The following is a 24,121-nucleotide window of genomic DNA, read 5'->3' as shown; positions in this document are numbered from 1 at the left end:
TATGGCGCGGGTGGAATGACGCGCGCAATCGCGCGTGAAGTGAAGCGCACGTCGGGCGGTGTGCGGCCGTCCGTGCGCAGGTTGAGTTCGGGGTGTCGCGGGCCGCTGTCGCCGTGTCAGGCGCTGACCGGTGTAGCCTTCACGCTCTCGCGCGTGTTGCGCTTCTGCGTCCAGTAGATGATCTTCAGCTCGCCTTCGGTCGTCTCGACGAGCGCCGACAGGCTTTCGACCCAGTCGCCGTCGTTGCAATACAGCAGCCCGTCGATCTCGCGGATTTCCGGCTTGTGGATGTGCCCGCACACCACACCGTCACAACCGCGGCGGCGCGCTTCGTCGGCCATCACGTTCTCGAACGCGGAAATGAAATTCACGGCGTTCTTCACTTGATGCTTCAGGTACTGCGAGAGCGACCAGTACGGGAAGCCGAAGCGCGTGCGCACGCGGTTGAACCAGCGGTTGAGCAGCAGCGTGAGCGTGTAAAGCGAGTCGCCCAGATAAGCGAGCCACTTGGCATGCTGAATCACGCCGTCGAACAGATCGCCGTGCGTGATCCACAGACGCTTGCCCGAGAGCGTGGTGTGAAACGCTTCGTCGCGCACTGCGATGTCGCCGAACGCCAGCCCGCAGAACTGACGCGCTGCTTCGTCGTGATTGCCCGGCACGTAGATGACCTGCGTGCCCTTGCGCGCGCGACGCAGCATTTTCTGCACGACATCGTTGTGCGCTTGCGGCCAGTGCCAGCCCTTGCGCAAATGCCAGCCGTCGATGATGTCGCCAACGAGATACAGATAATCCGACTCGTGATGCCGCAGGAAGTCGAGCAGATACTCCGCCTGGCAGCCTTGCGTGCCGAGGTGAATGTCCGAGAGCCAGATGGTGCGGTAGCGGGTGATGCCTTCGGGCGGCGGGTCGAGCGGATCGGGAGTGTCCGGCGGCAGGTCGATGATGGAGGGCGGTGTGGCGGGAGGGCTGGCGGGCGGGGAGGCGGAGCGGCCCGGTGGGGTATCTGCGAAGTGACCGGCGCGAGCCGAAGGCGTTGGGATCGGCAGATCGAAAGTAGGTGTCGTCGTCATAGCGGCTCGCACGTCGCGTTGAACATGCGAGCATTCCGCCATGTCTTCGTGAACGCACGATGACAGTCATGCGCGTGTCGCGAAAGTGTCTTTTAGCGTCGTGCCGATGCGACAGCATGCAGCGCATGCACCCATCGCGAGATGCCGGGCGTCATTGCCGTGCCCGCGTCAGTTGCCGTGCCGCAAACCTTGCGCCACGCGCTCAAGTGTTTCCAGCACCAGCGCCCGCGAGCGCGGATGCGTGCCCAGAGAGACGTGCCCCAGCCCGTCCACCGCAATGTTGTGTGCGCCCGGCAACACCGACGTGCGCACCGGATACACGACGTTGTCGTGCGTCGTGTAAATCGACGTGATCCGTGCGCGTTCGGAATCCTTTTCGCTGCTGGCCAGCGCCACCAGCCACTCGCTGCCGATGCTCATCTGACGAACGTTATGTCCGATGCCATGACGCGCATGCAGCGTGCCGAAATGCGGCGAACCCAGCGTGATGGTGTGCGCGACAGGCAGCGTCGGAAAGCGGCGCAGGCAGGCGCGTGCGGCGATCCCGCCCATGCTGTGCCCAACGACGACCACGGGCAGCCGCGTGCGCTCTGCAAGGCCCTGTGCGGCGTTGGCGATGGTCTCGGCGTAGTCGTCGATGTCGCCGAAGATCGGTGCGAGATTGATGGCGTCACAGTGATAGCCCGCGTCCGCCAGATGACGGGAGAAGCGCAGCCAGAAGGCGCGATTGCAGCCGTAACCATGCAGCAGGAGGACCGCCACGGGGCGTGCCGGTCCGCTGGGTGCCGACAGCGGGGCGGCGCTGAACCACGGTTGGTACAGATCGAGCAGGAGGATCGACGCTGCGCACTCATAAGCCCAGACGGCGATATTCGTGCCTGCGGTGGTGCGACGCTCAGGGCTCGGGTCGCCGTGCGCCGCCATGACGAATCCGGCGGCAAGGCCGAGCGCGTGGGAGGCAGGAAGCCAAAGGAGTGTCCAGAGCACGGTCGTCCACGGGCTGTGCCACGCCGACCACGTCGCGATGGCGACGACGATCGACAGGCCGATTTCGATCGCGCCGTAAATCAGATGTGGACGGGAGGGCCGCAGCACCGGGGTGGCGGCCAGCGGCGGCGTGCTCATCGTCCCCTCATTTGCCCAAAACGCTGACGAGCCGCGTACCGGCGAGCCGGTCGTGAACGAACTGATGATCGGGCATCACGCGCATAGCGAGCGCCCAGACGACAAGCCATCCGGCCAGCAGCGCGACGCTGTTCCAGCCGGTGAGTCCCAGCGCCCAGTCGAGCGCCATGGCCGGCAGCACCCAGAGCCACGCAAGGACATAGCGCAGGACGGCGCGGCCCGGGCGCACCGGCAAACCGTGCGCGTCGACGAGGCGGATTTTCCAGGTCTTCATGGCAAGCGTCTGACCGCCATGCGTCCAGAACCAGACGAAGTAAGCACCGAGCACGAGGAACAGCCACGTTTGCATGGCGTGGCGGTACATCAGGCCGCTGCGTTGCTGCGTCAGAGCGCTGAAGAGGTAGCCCGCGAGAAAAAGCACGCCGAAGAGCAGCAGCGACTCGTAGACCATCGAGAGCAGACGGCGGCGCAACGTCGGCACGGCATAGTCTTGCGACCCGGCGGAGTCGGGCGTGGCGGCAGCATGGGACGAATGAGACGAACGAGGCGGCTTGGCAGGCTGAGTCGTAGCGGAGTCGGTCATCGCGGCGTGGTCTGAGGTCTTGTTGTCGAAGGCGCGTGGCGGCCCGGTTTGCATCCGGCAGCATGCGTTCGCTGAGAAGGCGTCGCCCATTATGCGGAAGATTGGGCGGATGGGCCAGCCAGCCGGGGTAGCCTCGCGCGGGCGCCAAATGCAAACGGCCGCCCGAAGGCGGCCGTCGACTGTCACGTCGGCTGACGTTTGGCGTCAGTTATGGTGATACAGGTCCGAATTGAAGGTATCCGCATTCTTGTCGCTGTTGGCCGGGGCGGCGCTGGCTGCACCGTTGCTGGCGGCTGACGGATTGGACGCGGTGGGTGACGACGAGCCGGACACCGGTGCCGGAAGGGCGGCCGACGGGGTCGACGCGACCGGTGCGGGTACAGGCAACGCACCGTTCTTCGAGGCGGCAGCACCGTCCTTGCGATGAACCGCAGCGTACGGATTCTTCACGCCGGAACGGCCCGTGGGCGGTGCGCTGACCACGTTGGGACGGTTGGACTGCTTCTTGTCGTCCGCCGCAAGACGCTTTTTCTGTTCTTCCGTAAGCTGCTGGTACTGCTGCCAGACCTGCGCCTTGCGCTCCGGCGGCAGGGTCTTGGCGTTTTGATAGCTTTCGCGGGCCAGTTGGCGCTGCTCAGGCGTGAGGCGCACCCAGTCGGCCATGCGGTCGTGCAGACGCTTGCGGCTTTCGGGTGATAACGTCTGGAAACGCTTGGCAATCTCGACCCACTTCTCGCGCTGACGTTCGCTCATCCGGTTCCAGTCCTGGGCGAGCGGGGCAAGGGCTTCCTGCTGTGCAGCATTGAGTTTCGCCCACGCGCCGCCCGGCGAGGGCAGAGCGGCCAGCGGCGCACTGGTTGCAGCGGGCTGGCTGGCAGTGAGCGTACCGACGGGGCCGGAGGCCGCCGCCGCGCCGTTGCCGGACGCGGTGGTGCCGTCGATCACCGGCGGCACGTCGGACACCGGTTCGGGGGCTTGCGAGCGGCGCAGCGCTGCCGTGCCGGCAAGAGCGGCGACGACTAGCGCGGCGACCAGAAAAAGTACGTTGCGTCGCGTCACTGGCTGGTCTTGGATGGGGGGACTACTGGGCACGCTTCACGTAGGCGTTGAAACCATGATCGGCATAGGCCGACAGCGGCAGTTCGTCGCTCAATACGGCAGCGTCGATATCCGCCAGGTCCTGAATATGTTGCTGATGTTCCCAGTACGCAATGCCTGCCAGACCGATCACCAGTGCGGCGAGCGGCCAGAGCAGACCCAGACGGCCCAGTTTGTCGAACGCGCGACGCGGCCCGCCGATATCCGGCGATTGCATGGCGCCCACACCCGCGAGCACCAGCGCCGGTTGCACAACGGCTACCGGTTCGGGCTTTTTACGGGCGAGCGCCTCCTGGCGCGCGGCGGCCAGCCGGGCCGCGATGTTCGGCGACGGTGCCTCGGACGCTTCGTCCAATGCCAGTCGCACGCGATGTGCGAAGCGAATTTCCCTCGTTTCCAGATCGTGACTCATAACCTGATCCCTTTTGCCTTCAACGCCTGTGCCAACGCGTGAGTGGCACGCGAGCAGTGCGTCTTGACGCTGCCTTCCGAGCACCCCATCGTGGCTGCGGTCTCGGCAACGTCCATGTCTTCCCAGTAACGCATGAGGAAGGCTTCTCGTTGACGTGTCGGTAGTTTCTGTATTTCCGCTTCAATGAGCGTGAGGATTTCGGCACGCGAAACCGAGTCTTCGCTGCTCTCGGTTTGCACAGACCCGTCCTCGCCCAGTAAGGTTTCCAGCGGGTCGAAGTCGTCGCGTTCGTCGTCGCCAGGGCCGGCGAGGTTGGAGAACAGCGTGACCCACGTGTTGCGCACCTTCTGGCGGCGGAAATAGTCGTGAATGGTGTTCTGGAGGATGCGCGTGAACAGCAGGGGCAGGTCGGACGGCGGCTTGTCGCCGTACTTCTCGGCCAAACGGATCATCGCATCCTGAACGATATCGAGGGCGGCCTCGTCGTCGCGTACGGCATAGACGGCCTGCTTGAAAGCGCGCCGTTCGATGCCCGCGAGAAAATCCGCCAGTTCCTTGTCAGATGCCATCCGGTGGGGTACACGCAGCGTCGGCCGCTGCGCCTGTGAAATGCCGTGTAAGCGTAAAGATTACGTAAAGATCGCGTAGTCGGAGCGGATGCTACCAAAAACGCGCCTGCCTGTAACCGCTTTTGCTTCCGGTTGTGTCACGTTATGTCGAGTTAGGTCGGTCGGATCTGTGCCGGCTTCCTATCATGTGAAGATTGTGCACCAGCGTGGGGACGCGCGCCGCACGATGTGGGAATTTTGCGAACTGGACTTCGCGATCATGCTGCAAATGCATAAACTTGCTTGACCATTTTGCTGCAAACCGGTAACGTTGCCAGTTCGCAATATCTGTGATTGTCTCAATATCGGCACACCCATCAGGTGGGTCCATCATTCAGACGCGCAGCTTGAGCCCGGACCACAAGTTCGTGGGGAGAGCACCCAATCAAAATTTTTGCCGAAACTTTGAAAGGTCGACGATGAACATGCCAAGCGCGGAATTCTCCGAGGCGGAAGCTACACGCCACCAAAATACTTCTGAAGACATGATTGGCGCCGAGATCCTCGTGCGCTCGCTTCAAGAAGAGGGAGTCGAACATCTGTGGGGTTATCCCGGCGGTTCGGTTCTCTACATCTACGACGAACTCTACAAGCAGGACAAGATCCAGCACATTCTGGTGCGCCATGAGCAGGCAGCCGTGCATGCGGCCGACGCTTATTCGCGTTCCACCGACAAAGTCGGCGTGTGTCTCGTGACGTCTGGCCCGGGCGTGACCAATGCGGTCACCGGGATTGCCACGGCGTACATGGATTCGATCCCGCTCGTCATCATCACCGGGCAGGTGCCCACGGCCGCTATCGGTCAGGACGCCTTCCAGGAGTGCGACACGGTCGGTATCACCCGTCCCTGCGTCAAGCACAACTTCCTCGTGAAGGATGTGCGTGACCTCGCCGCCACGATCAAGAAAGCCTTCTATATCGCCAAGACGGGCCGTCCGGGTCCGGTGCTGGTCGACATTCCGAAGGACGTTTCCAAGGCACGCTGCCGCTTCGAATATCCGAAGACGGTGTCGCTGCGCTCCTACAACCCGGTGACGAAGGGGCATTCGGGCCAGATCCGCAAGGCCATGAGCCTGCTGCTCTCGGCCAAGCGTCCCTACATCTATACCGGCGGCGGCATCATTCTGGCCGACGCGTCGAAGGAGCTGAACCAGTTCTGCGACCTGCTCGGCTATCCGGTGACCAATACGCTCATGGGCCTGGGTGGGTATCGCGCGAGCGATCCCAAGTTCCTCGGCATGCTGGGCATGCATGGTACGTACGAAGCCAACATGGCCATGCAGCACTGCGACGTGCTCATCGCCATCGGCGCGCGCTTCGATGACCGTGTGATCGGCAACCCGGAACACTTCTCGTCGACCGCCCGCAAGATCATTCACATCGATATCGACCCGTCGTCGATTTCCAAGCGTGTGAAGGTCGACATTCCGATCGTCGGCGACGTGAAGGAAGTGCTGCGCGAGATGATCGAGAACCTGCAAACCGCCGAGCACGGCCCGGATACCGGGGCCCTTGCCGACTGGTGGAAGCAGATCGAGGAATGGCGTTCGCGCGATTGCCTCGCCTTCGATCGCAAGAGCGAGATCATCAAGCCGCAACACGTGGTCGAGACTTACTGGAAACTCACCGACGGTGAAGCCTTCGTGTGCTCGGACGTCGGTCAGCATCAGATGTGGGCCGCTCAGTACTATCGCTTCAACAAGCCGCGCCGCTGGATCAACTCGGGCGGTCTGGGGACGATGGGCTTCGGCCTGCCGGCGGCGATGGGCGTGAAGATGGCGCATCCGGACGCAGAAGTCGCCTGTATCACCGGCGAAGGCTCGATCCAGATGTGCATTCAGGAACTCTCGACGTGCCTGCAATACCGCACGCCGGTCAAGATCCTGTCGCTCAACAACCGCTATCTGGGCATGGTTCGTCAGTGGCAGCAGATCGAATACAGCAAGCGTTACTCCAGTTCGTACATGGACGCGCTGCCGGACTTCGTGAAGCTCGCCGAGGCGTACGGTCATGTGGGGATGCGCATCGAGAAGTCGTCGGACGTCGAGCCGGCACTGCGCGAGGCGCTGGCTCTGAAGGACCGCACGGTATTCATGGATTTCCAAACGGATCCCACCGAAAACGTCTGGCCGATGGTTCAGGCGGGCAAGGGCATCAGCGAGATGCTGCTAGGTTCGGAAGATCTGTAAGACGAAGCGGCACGTACGCGCTGCCAGTCGCTGCCGGCATTGCCGGAGCGTGGGCGCGGCGTCCCCAACAAGGACAATCCGGGATACACCATGAGGCACATTATTTCTGTTTTGCTCGAAAACGAGCCGGGCGCGCTGTCGCGCGTGGTGGGACTGTTTTCGGCACGTGGCTACAATATCGAGACCCTCACCGTTGCGCCGACCGAAGACCGGTCGCTCTCACGCATGACGGTGGTCACGACCGGCTCCGATGACGTCATCGAGCAGATCACGAAGCACCTGAACCGGCTCATCGAAGTGGTGAAGGTGGTCGATCTGACCGAGGGCGCGCATATCGAGCGCGAACTCATGCTGATCAAGGTTCGCGCGGTAGGCAAAGAGCGGGAAGAGATGAAGCGGATGTCGGATATTTTCCGCGGCCGCATCATTGACGTTACGGAAAAGACCTATACGATTGAGCTCACCGGAAATTCGTCGAAGCTTGACGCATTTATCGAAGGGCTCGACCAGACGGCGATTCTCGAGACGGTTCGTACCGGTGGCTCGGGCATCGGGCGCGGAGAGCGCATCCTGAAGGTCTGACCGGCAACGGCAACGCGGTAAGCGGATTTCAATCCATTCTGATTGCAGTTTATTTTTGGTAATACGGGACACTCCAAATGAAAGTTTTCTACGACAAAGACGCCGACCTCTCCCTCATCAAGGGCAAGCAAGTCACGATCATCGGTTACGGCTCGCAAGGCCACGCCCACGCACAGAACCTGAAAGACAGCGGCGTGAACGTGACGGTCGGTCTGCGCAAAGACGGCGCTTCGTGGAACAAGGCAGTCAACGCTGGCCTGAACACCAAGGAAGTGGCGGAAGCCGTGAAGTCGGCCGACATCGTCATGATGCTGCTGCCGGATGAGCAAATCGCCGACGTGTACAAGAACGAAGTGCATGCCAACATCAAAGAAGGCGCAGCGCTGGCCTTCGCGCACGGCTTCAACGTGCACTACGGCTGCGTTATCCCGCGCGCCGACCTCGACGTCATCATGATTGCCCCGAAGGCCCCGGGCCACACGGTGCGCTCGACGTACTCGCAAGGTGGCGGCGTGCCGCACCTGATCGCCGTGGCACAAGATAAGTCGGGCGCCGCTCGCGACATCGCGCTGTCGTACGCTGCCGCTAACGGCGGTGGCCGTGCCGGCATCATCGAAACGAACTTCCGCGAAGAAACGGAAACCGACCTGTTCGGCGAACAAGCCGTGCTGTGCGGCGGTACCGTCGAGCTGATCAAGGCCGGTTTCGAAACGCTGGTCGAAGCCGGTTACGCGCCGGAAATGGCCTACTTCGAGTGCCTGCACGAACTGAAGCTGATCGTCGACCTGATCTATGAAGGCGGCATCGCCAACATGAACTACTCGATCTCGAACAACGCCGAATACGGCGAGTACGTCACCGGCCCGCGCGTCGTGACGGAAGAGACGAAGAAGGCCATGAAGCAGTGCCTGACCGACATCCAGACCGGCGAATACGCCAAGTCGTTCATCCTGGAAAACAAGGCAGGCGCCCCGACCCTGATCTCGCGTCGTCGTATCACGGCCGAGCACCAGATCGAGCAAGTGGGTGGCAAGCTGCGCGCAATGATGCCGTGGATCGCCAAGAACAAGCTGGTCGACCAGTCGAAGAACTAAGTTCTCTGCACTGACGTCGCTGACCGCCTGTTTTGCCGTAGCTGTCGCTGCGGTAAAACGGGCGGTTTTTTTATGACATCCGCGTGTCGGTTGGGGAAAAAGTGTCGCCGCGCCGCGCGCATTGCTACAATGCCGCCACGCCACGGTTTGGTCCAAAGCAGGCCGACCCGCTCACTCAACCGTTTTACCAAGGACGCGAGTTCAATCGCATGAATTATCCTCACCCGATCATCGCCCGTGAGGGCTGGCCCTTCCTGGGTATCGCCGTCGCCGTCGCGCTCGTCGTGCATTTTATGGCTGGCGTGTTTTGGGCCGCGCCGTTCTGGGTGATCGCCCTGTTCGTTCTGCAGTTCTTCCGCGACCCGCCGCGTGAAGTGCCGCAGCAGGCCAATGCCGTGCTCTCCCCGGCAGACGGCCGTATCGTGGCCATCGAAACCACGCAGGACCCCTACGCAGGCCGTGAAGCGCTGAAAATCAGCGTTTTCATGAACGTCTTCAATGTTCACTCGAATCGTGCCCCGGTTGACGGCACGGTGACCAAGGTGGAATATTTCCCGGGACGTTTTTTCAATGCCGATCTCGACAAGGCGTCGCTCGAGAACGAGCGCAATGCGCTGGTGATCGACGTGGGTGGCCAGATCGTGACGAGCGTGCAGGTTGCGGGTCTGATCGCGCGCCGTATCCTGTGCTACGTGAATGCGGGCGACCGTCTCACGCGTGGTCAGCGTTACGGCTTCATTCGCTTCGGTTCGCGTGTCGACGTCTATCTGCCGCTGGGTTCGCGCCCGCGCGTGGCGATCGGCGACAAGGTGTCTGCCACCTCGACGATTCTTGCCGAGCTGTAAGCCACTCGTAACCGCATCAGGGCCAGTGGCGGCGGCGCGACCTCAGGGCTGCGCGTCGCTGTGGCCGCCGTGTCGTCAAGCTTTGCCACGGGGTGCCGGGGTTTGGCGATGCGGCCTGCAACTGCTTTCGCGTTTCACGTTCCAATAGCGGTGATCCGTCGCGGGTTCGCCCGCAGTCTTGGGGTCTGTCCATCGACCCTAGCATCGACAAGGAGTTATAGATGCCGGAAAACCATCGCGGCCGCTTGCGCAACAATGTCAGGCATCTCTCGCCGTTCGGCCGTCACAAGAATCCATCAGAGCCATCGATGAACGAAGACCACGACCAGGGTGTGGAGGACGATGTGCCGGTGCGTCCGCGCAATCGCGGCATCTATCTGCTGCCGAACGCTTTCACGACCGCAGCACTTTTCTGCGGGTTCTTCGCCATCGTGCAGGCGATGAACGACCGCTTCGAGCAAGCGGCCATTGCCATCTTTTTCGCGATGGTGCTCGACGGCATGGACGGGCGTGTGGCCCGCATGACCAATACGCAGAGCGCCTTCGGTGAGCAGTACGATTCGCTGTCCGATATGACGTCGTTTGGCGTCGCACCGGCGCTGGTGATGTACGAGTGGATCCTGCACGAAATCGGCAAGTGGGGCTGGCTGGCGGCGTTCGTCTATGTGGCGGGGGCGGCGTTACGTCTGGCGCGCTTTAACGCCAACATCGGCGTGGTCGACAAGCGCTTCTTCCAGGGACTCGCCAGTCCGGCGGCCGCGGCGCTGATCGCCGGGTTCGTCTGGATCACGATCGACAACAAGTTGCCGGTAAACGTGTTCTGGATGCCGTGGGTCGCATTCTTCCTCACGATCTACGCGGGGATGTCGATGGTGTCGAATGCGCCGTTCTACAGCGGCAAGGCGCTCGATGTGCGCCAGCGCGTCTCGTTCGGCGTAGTGCTGCTGTTCATGGTGGGCTTCATTCTGGTGTCGTCCGACCCGCCGCTGGCGCTGTTCGGCATGTTCTGTGTGTACAGCGTGTCGGGCTACGTGCTGTGGGCGTTCCGCTTCGTCAAAGGCCGCCGTCAGCGGATTTTCGGCGAAGTTGACGAATAACAGGGTAGGAAGCAGGGGGCGTCTCGGTACGCCCCCTGTCATATCTACCTGTCAGAGTTGTCAGGTATGACATCGTTGGGATGCGCTAATCTTGACGTTGGTAGGCGAAGTACCCTTGTGGCACGGGCCGTTTTTCGTCGATCTGGCAGGGCCCGGCGCTGTTTTCCATAGTTCGACGTGACGAAGGAGAAATCATGGGCATACTCGATTTCGTGAAGGAAGCCGGTCAGGCACTGCTCGGTAACGCTCACGCGGCAGATGCACCGCCACCCGCCCCGGGGCCCGATGCCGATGCGGCTAACCGCGCCGCCGGTGAGGCCATCGAAAACTACATCAAATCGCAGGGGTTGGATGCGACCGGTCTCGACGTGGAATTCGACGGCGCAACCCGAACCGTCAAGGTCTACGGCGTGGCTGCCGATCAGGCCACCAAGGAGAAGATCCTCCTGTGTTGCGGCAACGTGAAGGGGGTTGCCAAGGTGGACGATCAGATGTCGGTCTCGACGGCGTCGGTCGAAGCCACGTACTACACGGTGAAATCAGGCGACACGTTGTCGGCCATCTCCAAGTCGGTTTATGGCGATGCGAGCAAGTACAACGGCATCTTCGAAGCGAACAAGCCGATGCTCTCAAGCCCTGACAAGATTTATCCGGGGCAGGTACTGCGCATTCCGACGCTCTGATCGGGATTCGTCCCGTGATTGCCAGCCCGGCCTTGCGCCGGGCTGTTTCGTTTATGGGCCTGCAAGCAGCCTGGTCGATGGCCGCGAATGCCCGTGTGCACGGGGCTTGACGTCTGCCGCCCGCGTTGCGGAATCACCCGTTTGCGACTATATTGGCGCTCATGATTTCAGGCGCCAAATTGGCTCCGGGCCTTCCTCACGCACCGTTTGGCGTCGTTTCTGGCATCGCATACGGCGTCATCTGCGGTGCCACTGATGCCATGCTGTTTCTCCGCCCTCGGGCCGGCCATGCCGGCGCGCGCCGCGCGCTGATATCAAAAAAATACCGAACCCTACGAAATCCCCTCAGGAGCAAATCATGGCCGACAAGCTGATCATTTTCGATACGACCTTGCGCGACGGTGAGCAGTCGCCGGGTGCGTCGATGACCCGCGACGAGAAGATCCGCATCGCCCGTCAACTGGAGCGACTTCGCGTGGACGTCATCGAAGCCGGTTTCGCGGCCAGTTCGAACGGCGATTTCGAGGCGATTCGGGCGATCGCCGGGATCGTGAAGGAAAGCACGGTCTGCTCGCTCGCACGCGCTAACGACCGCGATATCGCGCGGGCCGCCGAAGCGCTCAAGGGGGCGAATTCGTCGCGTATTCACACGTTCATCGCCACGTCGCCGTTGCACATGGAGAAAAAGCTGCGCATGAGCCCGGACCAGGTGTTCGAGCAGGCGAAGCTTGCTGTGCGTTACGCACGTCAATTTACCGACAACATCGAGTTCTCGCCGGAAGACGGCAGCCGTTCGGATCTGGACTTCCTGTGCCGAGTGCTCGAGGCCGTGATCAACGAAGGTGCAACGACCATCAACGTGGCCGACACGGTCGGCTACGGCGTGCCGGAACTCTACGGCCAGCTCGTGCGCACGCTTCGAGAGCGCGTGCCGAATTCGGACAAGGCGGTCTGGTCGGTGCACTGCCACAACGACCTGGGCATGGCCGTGGCAAACTCGCTCGCGGGTGTGCAACTGGGCGGCGCGCGTCAGATCGAGTGCACGATCAACGGCTTGGGCGAGCGGGCAGGCAATACGTCGCTCGAGGAAGTGGTGATGGCGCTCAAGACGCGCAAGGATTATTTCGGTCTGGAACTCGGCATCGATACGACGCAGATCGTGCCGGCGTCGAAGCTCGTCTCGCAGATCACCGGCTTCAACGTGCAGCCGAACAAGGCCGTCGTGGGCGCCAATGCGTTCGCGCACGCGTCAGGCATCCACCAGGATGGCGTGCTCAAGGCGCGCGATACGTATGAAATCATGCGGGCGGAAGACGTGGGCTGGACGGCGAACAAGATCGTGCTGGGTAAGCTCTCGGGCCGTAATGCGTTTAAGCAGCGTCTGCAAGAACTGGGCATCGAGATGGAGTCGGAGCAGGACGTGAATGCCGCGTTCGCCCGTTTCAAGGAACTCGCCGATCAGAAGTCGGAAATCTTCGACGAAGACATTCTCGCAATCGTCTCGAACGAAGCGCAGGCCGAAGGCAACGAGCACTTCTACCTCGTGTCGATGGCGCAGCACTCCGAGACCGGTGAGCGTCCGAGCGCGCGCGTGGTGTTCACGGCGCAGGGCAAGGAGCTCGTGGGTGAGTCCGACGGCAACGGGCCGGTCGACGCCGTGCTCAACGCCATCGAATCGCAGGTGAAGAGCGGTGCGGAGCAGTTGCTGTACTCGGTCAACGCCATCACGACCGGCACGCAGTCGCAGGGCGAAGTGACGGTGCGTCTGTCGAAGGCCGGACGCATCGTGAACGGCGTCGGCACCGACCCGGACATCGTTGCGGCATCGGCCAAGGCCTATCTGTCGGCACTCAACAAGCTGTACTCGAAGGCTGAGAAGCTAAACCCGCAGCTCACGCCGTAATCGCCGGTAGGCCCGGTCGGTCGATGCTCCGGCCGGTGCATCGTCTGTCGACGCCGAAAATGCCCGCACCCTGTTCGTCAGGGGCGGGCATTTTTGCTATCTCAGCGCCGGATGGCAAGGGCCGTGGTCGGCGTGCTTGTGGCCTTGCGCGAATGTGCGCGCCGCGACCAGCAGGGCGACGCCCAACAGCGTCAGATCTTTGATCAGGAAGCCGAAGGTGCCGCCGCCGATGTCTGGTGTTGTCCCGAGGAACGAGACGGTCACGATCAGAGTGAGCGCCACGCCCAGACTACCCGCCAGACGCACGCGCCAGTCGCCGGTGTAGGCCATGGCCAGCGCCGAGGCGAGTTCGAATGTGCCGACGAGGTTGGACACCGTCTGCACGCTCAGACCCAGATAGAGCCAACCCAGTAGCGGATGGTGGTTGACCAGCGGGAAAATGGCGGCCGCTTCGTGTTCGGTGAACTTGAAGAGGCCGTAGCCGACGAAGATACCGACGACGCTGTACAGCGCGAATTGGTAAGCGAAGCGCTCTAGCCGAGCCGCGGTGCGGCATGTCACGTGAGAGTTATGCATGGGTGGACCGACTCCGAAATTAGTCCTGTGTCCCGGGGCATCCGCGCAGGCATCCCCGGCTCGCCGCCGACTCGGCGGCGAGTGGCTGCTGATCGACGTCTGATCGACGACTTACTGACCGCGATAGATTCGCTCGTGCAGCGATGTGCCGCCGTAAGCGGCGCGCTTCATGCCAGAACTCATGCCCGCCATGCCCGAGGTCGGCGCAGGCATGGCGTCGCCGGTGGCAACCCCGGTGGTGGCTTGCGTGGGGGCCATCGCCGGGTTCGACGCCTCACGTGCGGCGTCGGGCGCGTGCTCGCGTTTTGCTAGTTCTGCTTTTGCCGCCAGAAGGTTGGTCGGATAACGGGTGTGGTCGGTGGCCCCCTGATAGCCGACATCTTGCAGCGCCTTGAGTTCGGCGACGACTTTTTCGCGCGTCAGTTCGCTCTGCGGGGCGGCAAAGGCGACGGTCGAAACGTTGACGAGGGCAAACGCGGCAGCCGCGAGAATGGACGTCTTCATGGTAGGCATCTCCAAACGATAAGTGTGGGTGGGAAAGTTCGATCGCGCAGCATGTCGGCTGTTGATCGCACCGTTTAGTCGTAGGGAGATGCCGGATATGACAGCGTGAGGAAAAAAATTTTGCTAATCGTCTATCTGTGTTGCGGCGGCGTCGGCATGACCGGCAACGCGCCGCGATATGGCGCGCAGCGTGGCGATTTGCGAAGCGTAGGCGCGGCACCCCGTGCATGTCAGCAGATGCGCCTGCACACGAACGCTCGCTAGCGCGGTCAACGGCCGGTCGAGCTTGTCGGAGAGCGAGCGTGTGACATTGGCGCAGTTACCCAAGGGCATCGTTGGTTTCCAGTCCTTTGGCCGACAGGCAGGTGCGTAAGCGAGTGCGTGCGCGGTACAGCAATACGCTGCAATGATTGGCGTCGAGATCCAGTTCCCGGCAGATTTCGGCGATGTCCATATCGAGCAATTCGCGCATGGAAAACACGCGACCGGTGGATTCGGGCAGGGCGTTCAGGCACCAGTCGAACAATGCCCAGAACTGTTGACGGGCGACGAGTGTCTCGGGGCGAGGCCAAGGGCGCGGGCGTGCGTGATCGAGCCAATGACCGCGCTCGTCGAAAAGCTCGCGATCGAACACAGAGTTCTCATCGGCGTCGCCTTCGAGAGACGAGGCGTTGATCGTGCGGCGTCGAGCTCGCATGGTGTCGATCAGCTTGTTGCGTAGAATCGCGAACACCCACGTCTTGTGCTGGGAGCGCCCCGAGAATTCGTTCGATGGCGAGCAAGCCGCCGTCAGCGCTTCCTGAACGGCGTCTTCTGCCAGATGTTCGTCGCGCAATTGCAACCTGGCAAAGCGCAGCAGGTCGCGACGCAGTTCCGCGAGATACGCGTGGTCCAGATACGAATTCGCGGGAATAGGGCGCCCTCCTGACTTAGAACAGATTGTTTTCCCGTTTCTCGTGCAGCGGATCCGGGCTGATTTGGGTGGTCTTGACGATGCCGTCGGCATCGAAATAGAAGTTCATCATCGAGAACCACACGTCGTCCTGCTTGAAGCGATATGTCCAGACTTCGCGCTTCATCAGCGGGAAAGCCGAGGTCTCGACGGGCTCGCCAAAGTGATGCAGTACATCCGTCTTGGTCCATTTGTCGATTTCGACCTTGTTGAACTCCTGCGTCGACAGCACCTGCGTGACGTGCAGCAACCTGCCCTGAGCATCGAAGTCGGCGGCAATCGTTTCCTCGCCGAACGGCTTCGTCGGATAGAGCCAGCGTGTGACGCCTGGCGCGAGCGGATAGACCTCCTTGGGCTTGCCCAATTGCGCCTGCACTTCCGCCTGGGACGCCGATGCGGGCAATTGTTGCCACGGCGGCGTGATACAGGCCGTCAACGACAACGCGAGCACGCCCGCCACAGCCCAGCGGATGGCGCGAGTTGAAGAATGTCGGCCAAAGGCGCCGCCCGAGCCGGGAGCCGATGGCGTCGACGCAGTATCGGTGTCGACAATCACGGGGGAACGATACGTCATGGTTGGCCTCATTGGGGGTGGGGATTTGCCCAAAATATGGGCGATGGTGGCTTGCTGATAGCATACCGCCACCGTTCCCTATCGTGGGGTGCCTTGGCTTGCCCGGCCGGGCGGTGGAAGTTATGATTCGCGCCGGGACAGTTCTAGAGGCCTCGATGAAATCTCACGTCTTGCTGGCGCGCGTTTGTGCGGTGCTGTGCACTTTGGGCCTGCTGGCCGCCACCGGTGTGGTCAACGCGGCACCGCCGATTCGGCTCGCCCTCATCGAGGGGATGAGCGGGCCTTTCGGCAATGCGGGGGCGATGGTCGAGCGAAATCTGCGCTTCGCGATCGACCGCGTGAACGCGCGTGGCGGTGTGAGGTTGCGCGATGGCGCACATCCGCTCGAATTGACGGTGTTCGACAGCAAGGGGGCGGTCGAAGACAGTCTCGTGCAGCTCAAGGCGGCTGGGGATCTCGGTATTCCGTTCGTCCTGCAAGGCAACAGTTCTGCGGTGGCGTCGGCACTGATCGATGCCATCAACAAGCGCAATGCTCGTGAGCCGGGCCAGCGCATGCTGTTCTTCAATTACTCCGCAGTCGATACGGCGCTGACCAACGAGCAGTGCAGCTTCTGGCATTTCGCGTTCGACGCCAACGCCGCGATGCGCATGCAGGCGCTCACCGAAGCCATCAAGCAGGACGACAGCATTCAAAAGGTCTATCTGCTCAATCAGGACTACAGCTTCGGTCGTCAGGTCGCCACGCTGGCTCGCCAGATGATCGGCGCCAAGCGTCCGGACGTGCAGATCGTGGGCGAACAGTTCAGCCCCGTGGGCCGGGTCAAGGACTTCACGCCGTATCTGGCGCGTATCCGCGCGGCCGGGGCCGATACCGTGGTCACGGGCAGCTGGGGCAACGATCTGACGCTGCTCGTCAAGGCTGCGCGCGAGCAGGGCATGGAGCTCAAGTTCTATACGTTCTACGGCAACGCGCTCGGTGCGCCGGCGGCGCTGGGCGATGCCGGTGTCGGACGCGTGTTCGCGGTGGCCGAGTGGCATCCGAATGTCGGGGGCGAGGCGTCGGATGCTTACTACAAGGCGTTCCGCGCGCGCTATCCGGAGGCGCGCGACGACTACCCGTTGCTACGCATGAGCGTGATGGTCGACATGATCGCCGCCGCGCTCGAGCAGGCGGGCACCACGGATGTGACGACCGTCGCGCGTGCGCTCGAAAACCGTCGTGTGCGTGAGGCGCCGGCCGATGCATGGATGCGGGCGAACGACCATCAGATGATCGAGCCGCTGTACGTCTCCGTGATGCGCCGCGCGGGCGAGCCGGGCGTCAAGTTCGACAACGAGGGCTCGGGCTATGGATTCCGGACCGTGATGGAGCTACCGATGAACAAGGTGGCGCTGCCGAGTACGTGCCGGATGGCGCGTCAGCGCTGAGCTGTGATCGGCACCGGCGGTGGCCGGAACGGATGATTTGTCGTGATTTTTGGATAATTTAACGAATTTCTCCAGATTATTCGTCCGAATTTGGTGTTTTGAGCGGTTCAAGGGGGATTGCAAGCCCGCCTGCTGCGGCAAAGCGCGGAAAAAAGTGGCGTCGTGATGCCGGTTCCCGTATAATCGCGCACTTGCAGTTTTGTTTATGTACGGCAAACGTACATGTTTTTGTAAGTTCACGGCACGGCCATTCTTCCGTGACCGCGTGTATATCCAAAGGAAAGAAAATGTCGAACGCAGATATCAAGAAGTCGGACGTCGTGGCGCAATTCGCCCGCGCCGCCAATGACACTGGCTCCCCTGAAGTTCAGGTTGCGCTGCTGACCACGCGCATCAACGAACTGACCCCGCACTTCAAGGCACACATGAAGGATCACCACAGCCGCCGCGGTCTGCTGCGCATGGTGAGCCGTCGTCGTAAGCTGCTCGACTACCTCAAGGGCAAGGATGCAGACCGCTACCGCGCCCTGATCGAGAAGCTGGGCCTGCGTAAGTAAGCGATTACGATTACGACGAGATGCCTGTATCAGCGTGCTGATGCAGGCATTTTGTTTTTGGGCGGTACCCGATCGATGCTCTGAGAGCCTCTTTCGGGACGATTAATCCGGCAGTTGCGCCGGGTTTCCGGTCTCCGTTACCGATTTACGGGGCCTCGTCGGCAAGCAGGGCTTGTGTCATTCCAGGGTCGTCTCAGAGGCGCGCCGGCGGATTTTCGCAGCGGACTACGCTGGAATGGCATAACACTCCCCCCTGTAAGGCGTCGGGATCACCCCGGCAGCGATATCGCGCCGCTGCTGCATTCGCGCGATTCGATATAGGAGTGCAAATGTTCAATAAAGTCGTCAAGTCTTTCCAATGGGGACAAAACACGGTTCGCATGGAAACCGGTGAGATTGCTCGCCAGGCATCCGGCGCGGTGCTCGTCGACATGGACGATACCGTCGTGCTCGCCACGGTCGTGGGTGCGAAGAAGGCCAAGGCTGGCCAGGATTTCTTCCCGCTGACGGTTGACTACCTCGAAAAGACTTACGCCGCCGGCAAGATCCCGGGTGGCTTCTTCAAGCGTGAAGGCCGTCCGTCGGAAAACGAAACGCTGACGTCGCGCCTGATCGACCGTCCGATCCGCCCGCTGTTCCCGGAAGGCTTCTACAACGAAGTTCAGGTGGTGGTGCAGGTCGTCTCGCTGAACCCGGAAGTGCCGGCCGACATCCCGGCCCTGATCGGTGCTTCGGCCGCGCTGGCCATCTCGGGTCTGCCGTTCAACGGCCCGGTCGGTGCCGCACGCGTTGCCTACGTCGACAGCCAGTATGTCCTCAACCCGTCGCGTGAGCAGATCGCCAAGTCGAAGCTCGACCTGGTCGTCGCCGGTACGGAACAAGCCGTGCTGATGGTGGAATCGGAAGCGCAAGAGCTGCCGGAAGACGTGATGCTGGGCGCAGTCGTGTTTGGTCACGAGCAAATGCAAACGGCCATCAACGCGATTCACGAACTCGTGCGCGACGGTGGCAAGGCCGAGTGGGAATGGGCCCCGGCTGCCAAGAACGACGCACTGATCTCGCAAGTGGGCGAGCTGGCCGAAGGCCAACTGCGCGCGGCTTACCAGACGCGCGAAAAGCAAGCGCGTACGCAACAACTGCGCACTGTGAGCGCCGACGTGATCGCCAAGCTGGGCGAAGCCGCTGCTGCCAAGGGCGAACCTGCACCGGACGACATCGAAGTCGGCAACATCCTGTTCGATCTGGAAGCCAAGATCGTCCGTAGCCAGATCCTGGCAGGCGAGCCGCGTATCGACGGCCGCGACACGCGCACCGTGCGTCCGATCTCGATCCGCACCGGCGTGCTGCCGCGTGCCCACGGTTCGGCACTGTTCACGCGTGGCGAAACGCAGGCACTCGTGGTGGCCACGCTGGGCACCAAGAGCGATGAGCAGATCATCGACGCGCTGCAAGGCGAGTACCGTGATCGCTTCATGCTGCACTACAACTTCCCGCCGTTCTCGACGGGCGAAACGGGTCGCGTGGGTTCGCCCAAGCGTCGCGAAATCGGTCACGGCCGTCTGGCTAAGCGCGCGCTGGTCGCGTGCCTGCCGGGTGCCGATGATTTCGGTTACACCGTGCGTGTCGTGTCGGAAATCACCGAGTCGAACGGTTCGTCGTCGATGGCATCGGTCTGCGGCGGTAGCCTCGCCATGATGGACGCCGGTGTGCCGCTGACCTCGCCGGTCGCTGGTATCGCCATGGGCCTGATCCTCGAAGGCAACAAGTTTGCCGTGCTGACCGACATCCTCGGCGACGAAGATCACCTGGGCGACATGGACTTCAAGGTGGCCGGCACGTCGAATGGCGTGACCGCACTGCAGATGGACATCAAGATCCAGGGCATCACGAAGGAAATCATGCAGGTCGCGCTGGCGCAAGCCAAGGAAGGCCGTCTGCATATCCTCGGCAAGATGACGGAAGCCCAGTCGGGCGTGCGTACGGAGCTGTCGGAATTCGCACCGCGCATGGTCACCATCAAGATCAATCCGGAAAAGATCCGTGACGTGATCGGTAAGGGTGGTTCGGTGATCCGCGCGCTGACGGAAGAGACTGGCACGAGCATCGACATCTCGGACGACGGCGTGGTGACGATCGCCAGCCCGAGCGCCGAAGGCATTGCCGAAGCGAAGCGTCGTATCGAACTGATCACGGTGGAAGTCGAGGTCGGTCAGGTCTACGACGGTACCGTGCTCAAGCTGCTCGAGTTCGGCGCCATCGTCTCGGTGCTGCCGGGTAAGGACGGTCTGCTGCACATCTCGGAAATTGCCAACGAGCGCATCAAGGACATCAACGAGTACGTCAAGGAAGGTCAGGCCGTGCGCGTGAAGGTGATCCAGCAAGACGACAAGGGTCGTCTGCGTCTGTCGCACAAGGCACTGACCGAAGAAGAGAAGCAAGGCGGTGCACTGCTGGTCAAGCGCGAAGGCGACGCCCAGTAAATCGGGCCTTGGCATAAAGCAGGGCGGCGCGCTTGCGCGCCGCGACTACATGCCATGACCGCGATAAAGAAGACGGCGACTCTCATGAGTCGCCGTTTTTTTATCTTTCGCACGGATTCGCAAAATAATGCGGAAAAAATGCGACGAGGGTATTTACAGGAAATGGGTTTGTCATTAGAATCTCATTTCTCTGTTCGGGGGTATAGCTCAGCTGGGAGAGCGCTTGCATGGCATGCAAGAGGTCAGCGGTTCGATCCCGCTTACCTCCACCACGGATTCAGAAGCTTGATTTTCAGGCTGCGTCGAAAGAGCAAGATTCTTGCAAAAACGATGCAAAAAACTTGAAAATAAAGCTTCACAAGCGAAGAAATGTTGTTTAGAATGGCGTTCTTCGCGAAATGCAGTAAGCAGTAGCGAAACAGACAAAGTTTTGACGATTTTGTCCCCTTCGTCTAGAGGCCTAGGACATCACCCTTTCACGGTGAGTACAGGGGTTCGAATCCCCTAGGGGACGCCAGAATTGGTGCCGGTAGCGAGTCGGTATCAGTTTGAAAATGCCAGGCAGTTTGTGGCGTAAAGCCCGCTGAAAGTTAGGCGGGTTTTTTTGTCGGTTTTGGAGCGGTAGTTCAGTTGGTTAGAATACCGGCCTGTCACGCCGGGGGTCGCGGGTTCGAGCCCCGTCCGCTCCGCCAAAACCTACGAAGTTCGGTGATATGCGCGTGAAAACGCAGCAATGCCGGACAACTAGCAGGAAAGCAAAGTGAGTGACATCACGATGCTGCAGCAAGTTTGGAGCGGTAGTTCAGTTGGTTAGAATACCGGCCTGTCACGCCGGGGGTCGCGGGTTCGAGCCCCGTCCGCTCCGCCAAACGAAGAAAGCCCAGGCTTAACCGCCTGGGCTTTTTTTATGTCTGAAATCGTTCGGCTATCGAGCGTCATAGCGGTATCGTGTGGTCTCGCAACGAGACATTTCGAAGGTTCTGATACCGATTTTTCCTCTATTTATTCCCCCTTCAACGGCCTTGCGGATTTTTCGCGTCGTTTTTAAAAATTCCGCAATTCGTGCGCATCGCGACCGGACGGTGACAGAGCGTCGGGATTTCGACCCTCCGACGCTCCGAATGATGCGCTGACGCAAGCGGGAGATGCCGATGAATCAACGCATCAGGCAAGGGCGTTTTGGATCGAATTTCCAGTCCGGCACAAGATATTGCATGGCAACGCTGTCGTCGCGCGCGCCGAGGCCGTGTTCGAGGTACAGCGCGTGGGCTGCCTCGACGGCGTCCATGTCCAGCGTCACCCCGAGCCCCGGAACGCTCGGCACCTGCACGTTCCCGCCGACGATTTGCAGCGGGTTGCGCGTCAGGTATTGACCGTCCTGCCAGATCCAGTGGGTATCGATGGCGGTGATCTTGCCGGGCGCGGCGGCCGCCACGTGGGTGAACATCGCAAGCGACACATCGAAGTGGTTGTTCGAGTGCGAGCCCCACGTCAGTCCCCACTCGTGGCACATCTGCGCGACGCGCACCGAGCCCTGCATCGTCCAGAAATGCGGATCGGCGAGCGGAATGTCCACGGACTGCAACTGAATCGCGTGGCCCATCTGACGCCAATCCGTCGCGATCATGTTGGTTGCCGTCGGCAGCCCTGTGGCGCGTCGGAATTCCGCCATCACTTCACGACCCGAATAACCGTTTTCCGCACCGCACGGATCTTCTGCGTACGCCAGCACGTCGTGCTGATCGCGGCACAGACGGACAGCCTCGGCCAGCGACCATGCGCCGTTCGGATCGAGCGTCACGCGTGCCTGCGGGAAGCGTTTGGCAAGGGCGGTGACGGCTTCGATCTCCGCGTCACCCTCCAGCACACCGCCTTTGAGCTTGAAGTCCTGAAAGCCGTAACGCACATGCGCCGCCTCGGCCAGCTTGACGACGGCATCGGGTGTCATGGCGACTTCCGTGCGCACGCGCTCCCAGTCGTCGCGCGCGCCCCGATTGTCGGCATAGGCCAGATCGGTGGCATTGCGGTCGCCGATGAAAAACAGGTATCCGAGCATCGCGACTTCACTGCGCTGCTGTCCCTCGCCCAGGAGGGCGGCAACGGGGGCTTCCAGGTGCTGACCGAGTAAGTCCAGCAATGCGGCTTCGAGCGCTGTCACGGCGTGGATCGTCGTGCGCAGATCGAAGGTTTGCAGGCCGCGTCCACCTGCGTCGCGGTCGGCGAAGACGCGACGCGTCTGACCAAGAATCGCCTGAACGTTGGCGACCGATTGTCCGACGACGTAGGGACGTGCGTCCTCCAGCGTCTTGCGAATCGACTCACCGCCGGGCACTTCGCCAACACCAGTATGGCCGGCGCTGTCTGCCAGGATGACGATGTTGCGGGTGAAGAACGGCCCGTGTGCGCCGCTGAGATTCAGCAGCATACTGTCGCGGCCGGCGACGGGAACAACGCGCAATTCGGTGACAATGGGGGTTCGGCTCATGGCGGGGAACGTTGATCAGACCAAAGGGAACGAAGGGGATGATATATCGTTGTATGTCGTCAGACAACATTCTATGGAAAGTTCCTGATATTGCCTTTTCGGGTATACCCGTCTTCATGAAATCTCAGCCGATTCAAGCCATTGATCGACGAGGTCGGGAGGGGGGGGACGTGAGTATGTGTCGTTTTTGTTGTCGTACAACATCGCCCGAATTCAACTCGCCGTCACCTCAGTCGGTCATCGGCACGCGATCTCGCGCATCCACGCAGCCTTGCAGCCAATTGACGAACGTCGTGAGGTGCGACGCACCGTCGGTTTCCCGATAGAGCGCGTGATAGGGCGGACCTTCGAGAGAGACGCGGTCGTCGAACAGAGCGACGAGTTGGCCGCTCTCCAACGCGTCGCGCACAACCGAACGGGGTGCGAGGCAGACACCAAGTCCGTTCTCAGCGGCGCGCAGCGAAAGCAAAAACTCATCGAAGATCGTGCCCCGCAGTGTCTCGCTGACGCGCACCTCTGCGCTGTGAAACCAGTATTGCCAGGCCTGCGGCATGCCCGCGTAGTGCAGCAAGGGAGCGTCGAGCAGATCGGCGGGGTCGCGAAGCGTCTCGCGCATCGGGTGGGTGGCCGCGCAGACTGCGACGGCCTGACTGCGCATCAACGGATGATCGACGAACCCCTGGCGTCGCAACTCCGGCGTGTATCGACGAATGACGATATCGCTCGTGTCGTCGAGATGCGTAACGCTGCGGTCTGGCGTCGACACGATTTCGACGGGGATCTCCGGGTGTTGCTCGCGAAAGCGTCCGAGTCGGGGGAGCAGCCACATGTGCAAAAAGGACGTCGACGCGTTCACTCGCAACGGCATGCGCGTCGTGGTATTCAGCATGCGCTCAGTGGCCTCGGTGAGTCGGCCGAGACAGGTGGAGACGTCTGTCCAGTAGTGGCGTCCGCGTACGGTCAGTCGAATGTTCCGCCCGTCGCGCTCGAAGAGTTTCTGTCCGAGAAATTCCTCCAGCACACGAATCTGCTGAGCGACGGCGCTTTGCGTGACGTTCAGCGCTTCAGCGGCCTGCGTCAGGCTGTTCAGGCGGCCGGCGGCTTCGAAGCTGCGCAGAGCATTGAGCGGCGGCAATCGGCGCATGGCAGAACCTTGAAGAAACGCTAATAGGTTGATGGAAATAACTCATTTGTGACGCGCGATGCGGCTGCCTATTATAGGCGCGGACCTCGTTCCCCCACCCTCGCCGAACCGCTCGTGCACGCCCATC

Annotated in this window: 22 protein-coding genes, 4 tRNA genes and 1 pseudogene; 14 read left to right on the top strand and 13 right to left on the bottom strand. The window is 61.6% G+C overall.

The genetic code is table 11. The annotated features are described in order from the left end of the window. Positions 1-116: 116 nt before the first annotated feature. The 6 genes and pseudogenes from PAN31117_RS05445 to PAN31117_RS05420 all read right to left on the bottom strand — a co-directional run. Positions 117-890: pseudogene (locus PAN31117_RS05445) on the bottom strand (UDP-2,3-diacylglucosamine diphosphatase); the annotation flags it as partial. 351 nt (positions 891-1,241) lie between these two features. After that, positions 1,242-2,198 (bottom strand): esterase/lipase family protein, encoded by a 957-nt coding sequence (locus PAN31117_RS05440; RefSeq protein ID WP_150737284.1) that lies wholly within the window; start codon positions 2,196-2,198, stop codon positions 1,242-1,244. A 7-nt stretch (positions 2,199-2,205) separates the two neighbouring features. Beyond that, positions 2,206-2,781: an RDD family protein gene (locus tag PAN31117_RS05435; protein WP_150737283.1), complete on the bottom strand. Its 576-nt coding sequence runs from the start codon at positions 2,779-2,781 to the stop codon at positions 2,206-2,208. A gap of 204 nt (positions 2,782-2,985) precedes the next feature. After that, entirely contained in the window at positions 2,986-3,840 is an 855-nt protein-coding gene (locus PAN31117_RS05430; protein WP_174990837.1) for a DUF3106 domain-containing protein, read from the bottom strand. 22 nt (positions 3,841-3,862) lie between these two features. Next, positions 3,863-4,291 (bottom strand): DUF3619 family protein, encoded by a 429-nt coding sequence (locus tag PAN31117_RS05425; protein WP_150737281.1) that lies wholly within the window; start codon positions 4,289-4,291, stop codon positions 3,863-3,865. Further along, positions 4,288-4,860 carry an RNA polymerase sigma factor gene (locus PAN31117_RS05420; RefSeq protein ID WP_046292342.1) on the bottom strand — a complete coding sequence of 191 codons (573 nt, stop codon included), beginning with the start codon at positions 4,858-4,860 and terminating at the stop codon, positions 4,288-4,290. The genes PAN31117_RS05425 and PAN31117_RS05420 overlap by 4 nt, the downstream gene beginning before the upstream one ends. 458 nt (positions 4,861-5,318) lie before the next feature. On the opposite strand from PAN31117_RS05420, the gene PAN31117_RS05415 reads away from it, so the two are divergent. From PAN31117_RS05415 to PAN31117_RS05385, 7 genes are all read left to right on the top strand, one after another. Further along, entirely contained in the window at positions 5,319-7,088 is a 1,770-nt protein-coding gene (locus PAN31117_RS05415; protein WP_039397628.1) for an acetolactate synthase 3 catalytic subunit, read from the top strand. Between the two features lie 90 nt (positions 7,089-7,178). Continuing rightward, complete coding sequence (ilvN, locus tag PAN31117_RS05410; RefSeq protein WP_039397629.1) at positions 7,179-7,670, top strand: acetolactate synthase small subunit; 492 nt, start codon at positions 7,179-7,181, stop codon at positions 7,668-7,670. Positions 7,671-7,747: 77 nt separating this feature from the next. Beyond that, a complete protein-coding gene (gene ilvC, locus PAN31117_RS05405; RefSeq protein WP_039397631.1) occupies positions 7,748-8,764 on the top strand; it encodes a ketol-acid reductoisomerase in 1,017 nt (338 codons plus the stop codon). A 209-nt stretch (positions 8,765-8,973) separates the two neighbouring features. Further along, complete coding sequence (locus PAN31117_RS05400) at positions 8,974-9,609, top strand: phosphatidylserine decarboxylase (RefSeq protein WP_150737280.1); 636 nt, start codon at positions 8,974-8,976, stop codon at positions 9,607-9,609. 221 nt (positions 9,610-9,830) lie between these two features. Then, entirely contained in the window at positions 9,831-10,706 is an 876-nt protein-coding gene (locus tag PAN31117_RS05395) for a CDP-alcohol phosphatidyltransferase family protein (RefSeq protein WP_039397635.1), read from the top strand. Positions 10,707-10,900: 194 nt separating this feature from the next. Next, positions 10,901-11,389 carry a peptidoglycan-binding protein LysM gene (gene lysM, locus PAN31117_RS05390; protein WP_150737279.1) on the top strand — a complete coding sequence of 163 codons (489 nt, stop codon included), beginning with the start codon at positions 10,901-10,903 and terminating at the stop codon, positions 11,387-11,389. Positions 11,390-11,747: 358 nt separating this feature from the next. Beyond that, complete coding sequence (locus tag PAN31117_RS05385; protein WP_150737278.1) at positions 11,748-13,292, top strand: 2-isopropylmalate synthase; 1,545 nt, start codon at positions 11,748-11,750, stop codon at positions 13,290-13,292. Positions 13,293-13,388: 96 nt separating this feature from the next. Here PAN31117_RS05385 and PAN31117_RS05380 read toward each other — a convergent pair whose 3' ends face one another. The 5 genes from PAN31117_RS05380 to PAN31117_RS05360 form a co-directional block, all read right to left on the bottom strand. Then, positions 13,389-13,868 carry a DUF417 family protein gene (locus tag PAN31117_RS05380; protein ID WP_150737277.1) on the bottom strand — a complete coding sequence of 160 codons (480 nt, stop codon included), beginning with the start codon at positions 13,866-13,868 and terminating at the stop codon, positions 13,389-13,391. Between the two features lie 111 nt (positions 13,869-13,979). After that, positions 13,980-14,372: a DUF4148 domain-containing protein gene (locus PAN31117_RS05375; protein ID WP_174990836.1), complete on the bottom strand. Its 393-nt coding sequence runs from the start codon at positions 14,370-14,372 to the stop codon at positions 13,980-13,982. Between the two features lie 123 nt (positions 14,373-14,495). Then, positions 14,496-14,705 carry a zf-HC2 domain-containing protein gene (locus tag PAN31117_RS05370; protein WP_150737275.1) on the bottom strand — a complete coding sequence of 70 codons (210 nt, stop codon included), beginning with the start codon at positions 14,703-14,705 and terminating at the stop codon, positions 14,496-14,498. Further along, positions 14,692-15,285, bottom strand: a complete 594-nt coding sequence (locus tag PAN31117_RS05365; RefSeq protein WP_246188933.1) for a sigma-70 family RNA polymerase sigma factor — start codon at positions 15,283-15,285, stop codon at positions 14,692-14,694. Before PAN31117_RS05365 ends, PAN31117_RS05370 begins: the two co-directional genes overlap by 14 nt. 16 nt (positions 15,286-15,301) lie before the next feature. Next, positions 15,302-15,898 (bottom strand): hypothetical protein, encoded by a 597-nt coding sequence (locus PAN31117_RS05360; protein ID WP_246188920.1) that lies wholly within the window; start codon positions 15,896-15,898, stop codon positions 15,302-15,304. Between the two features lie 155 nt (positions 15,899-16,053). Here PAN31117_RS05360 and PAN31117_RS05355 point away from each other — a divergent pair, with 155 nt between their 5' ends. From PAN31117_RS05355 to PAN31117_RS05325, 7 genes are all read left to right on the top strand, one after another. Next, complete coding sequence (locus PAN31117_RS05355) at positions 16,054-17,328, top strand: branched-chain amino acid ABC transporter substrate-binding protein (protein ID WP_150737273.1); 1,275 nt, start codon at positions 16,054-16,056, stop codon at positions 17,326-17,328. Positions 17,329-17,615: 287 nt separating this feature from the next. Next, a complete protein-coding gene (gene rpsO, locus PAN31117_RS05350; RefSeq protein ID WP_039397648.1) occupies positions 17,616-17,885 on the top strand; it encodes a 30S ribosomal protein S15 in 270 nt (89 codons plus the stop codon). A gap of 323 nt (positions 17,886-18,208) precedes the next feature. After that, on the top strand, positions 18,209-20,365 hold the full coding sequence (gene pnp, locus PAN31117_RS05345; RefSeq protein ID WP_150737272.1) for a polyribonucleotide nucleotidyltransferase: 2,157 nt from the start codon (positions 18,209-18,211) through the stop codon (positions 20,363-20,365). Positions 20,366-20,561: 196 nt separating this feature from the next. Then, positions 20,562-20,637: transfer RNA gene (locus PAN31117_RS05340), tRNA-Ala, on the top strand. A 169-nt stretch (positions 20,638-20,806) separates the two neighbouring features. Further along, positions 20,807-20,882: transfer RNA gene (locus tag PAN31117_RS05335), tRNA-Glu, on the top strand. Between the two features lie 98 nt (positions 20,883-20,980). Then, a tRNA-Asp gene (locus tag PAN31117_RS05330) sits at positions 20,981-21,057 on the top strand. A gap of 99 nt (positions 21,058-21,156) precedes the next feature. Beyond that, positions 21,157-21,233 (top strand) — tRNA-Asp (locus PAN31117_RS05325). 288 nt (positions 21,234-21,521) lie between these two features. On the opposite strand, the gene gudD is transcribed toward PAN31117_RS05325, so the two are convergent. Both gudD and PAN31117_RS05315 read right to left on the bottom strand, forming a co-directional pair. Beyond that, entirely contained in the window at positions 21,522-22,850 is a 1,329-nt protein-coding gene (gudD, locus tag PAN31117_RS05320) for a glucarate dehydratase (protein WP_150737271.1), read from the bottom strand. A 229-nt stretch (positions 22,851-23,079) separates the two neighbouring features. Then, positions 23,080-23,994 (bottom strand): LysR substrate-binding domain-containing protein, encoded by a 915-nt coding sequence (locus tag PAN31117_RS05315; protein WP_150737270.1) that lies wholly within the window; start codon positions 23,992-23,994, stop codon positions 23,080-23,082. Between the last annotated feature and the right edge of the window lie 127 nt (positions 23,995-24,121).

The sequence above is a fragment of the Pandoraea anapnoica genome, from assembly GCF_902459765.1.
Classification (GTDB): domain Bacteria; phylum Pseudomonadota; class Gammaproteobacteria; order Burkholderiales; family Burkholderiaceae; genus Pandoraea; species Pandoraea anapnoica.
This window is presented reverse-complemented; position numbering and strand designations above follow the sequence as displayed.

Coding starts and splice junctions, on each gene's coding strand:
- PAN31117_RS05385 (WP_150737278.1), top strand. CDS start 11,748: ATGGCCGACAAGCTGATCATTTTCGATACGACCTTGCGCGACGGTGAG.
- PAN31117_RS05415 (WP_039397628.1), top strand. CDS start 5,319: ATGAACATGCCAAGCGCGGAATTCTCCGAGGCGGAAGCTACACGCCAC.
- ilvN (WP_039397629.1), top strand. CDS start 7,179: ATGAGGCACATTATTTCTGTTTTGCTCGAAAACGAGCCGGGCGCGCTG.
- PAN31117_RS05370 (WP_150737275.1), bottom strand. CDS start 14,705: ATGCCCTTGGGTAACTGCGCCAATGTCACACGCTCGCTCTCCGACAAG.
- PAN31117_RS05315 (WP_150737270.1), bottom strand. CDS start 23,994: ATGCGCCGATTGCCGCCGCTCAATGCTCTGCGCAGCTTCGAAGCCGCC.
- PAN31117_RS05400 (WP_150737280.1), top strand. CDS start 8,974: ATGAATTATCCTCACCCGATCATCGCCCGTGAGGGCTGGCCCTTCCTG.
- PAN31117_RS05355 (WP_150737273.1), top strand. CDS start 16,054: ATGAAATCTCACGTCTTGCTGGCGCGCGTTTGTGCGGTGCTGTGCACT.
- PAN31117_RS05440 (WP_150737284.1), bottom strand. CDS start 2,198: ATGAGCACGCCGCCGCTGGCCGCCACCCCGGTGCTGCGGCCCTCCCGT.
- rpsO (WP_039397648.1), top strand. CDS start 17,616: ATGTCGAACGCAGATATCAAGAAGTCGGACGTCGTGGCGCAATTCGCC.
- PAN31117_RS05425 (WP_150737281.1), bottom strand. CDS start 4,291: ATGAGTCACGATCTGGAAACGAGGGAAATTCGCTTCGCACATCGCGTG.
- lysM (WP_150737279.1), top strand. CDS start 10,901: ATGGGCATACTCGATTTCGTGAAGGAAGCCGGTCAGGCACTGCTCGGT.
- PAN31117_RS05420 (WP_046292342.1), bottom strand. CDS start 4,860: ATGGCATCTGACAAGGAACTGGCGGATTTTCTCGCGGGCATCGAACGG.
- gudD (WP_150737271.1), bottom strand. CDS start 22,850: ATGAGCCGAACCCCCATTGTCACCGAATTGCGCGTTGTTCCCGTCGCC.
- ilvC (WP_039397631.1), top strand. CDS start 7,748: ATGAAAGTTTTCTACGACAAAGACGCCGACCTCTCCCTCATCAAGGGC.
- PAN31117_RS05375 (WP_174990836.1), bottom strand. CDS start 14,372: ATGAAGACGTCCATTCTCGCGGCTGCCGCGTTTGCCCTCGTCAACGTT.
- PAN31117_RS05435 (WP_150737283.1), bottom strand. CDS start 2,781: ATGACCGACTCCGCTACGACTCAGCCTGCCAAGCCGCCTCGTTCGTCT.
- PAN31117_RS05395 (WP_039397635.1), top strand. CDS start 9,831: ATGCCGGAAAACCATCGCGGCCGCTTGCGCAACAATGTCAGGCATCTC.
- PAN31117_RS05380 (WP_150737277.1), bottom strand. CDS start 13,868: ATGCATAACTCTCACGTGACATGCCGCACCGCGGCTCGGCTAGAGCGC.
- PAN31117_RS05360 (WP_246188920.1), bottom strand. CDS start 15,898: ATGACGTATCGTTCCCCCGTGATTGTCGACACCGATACTGCGTCGACG.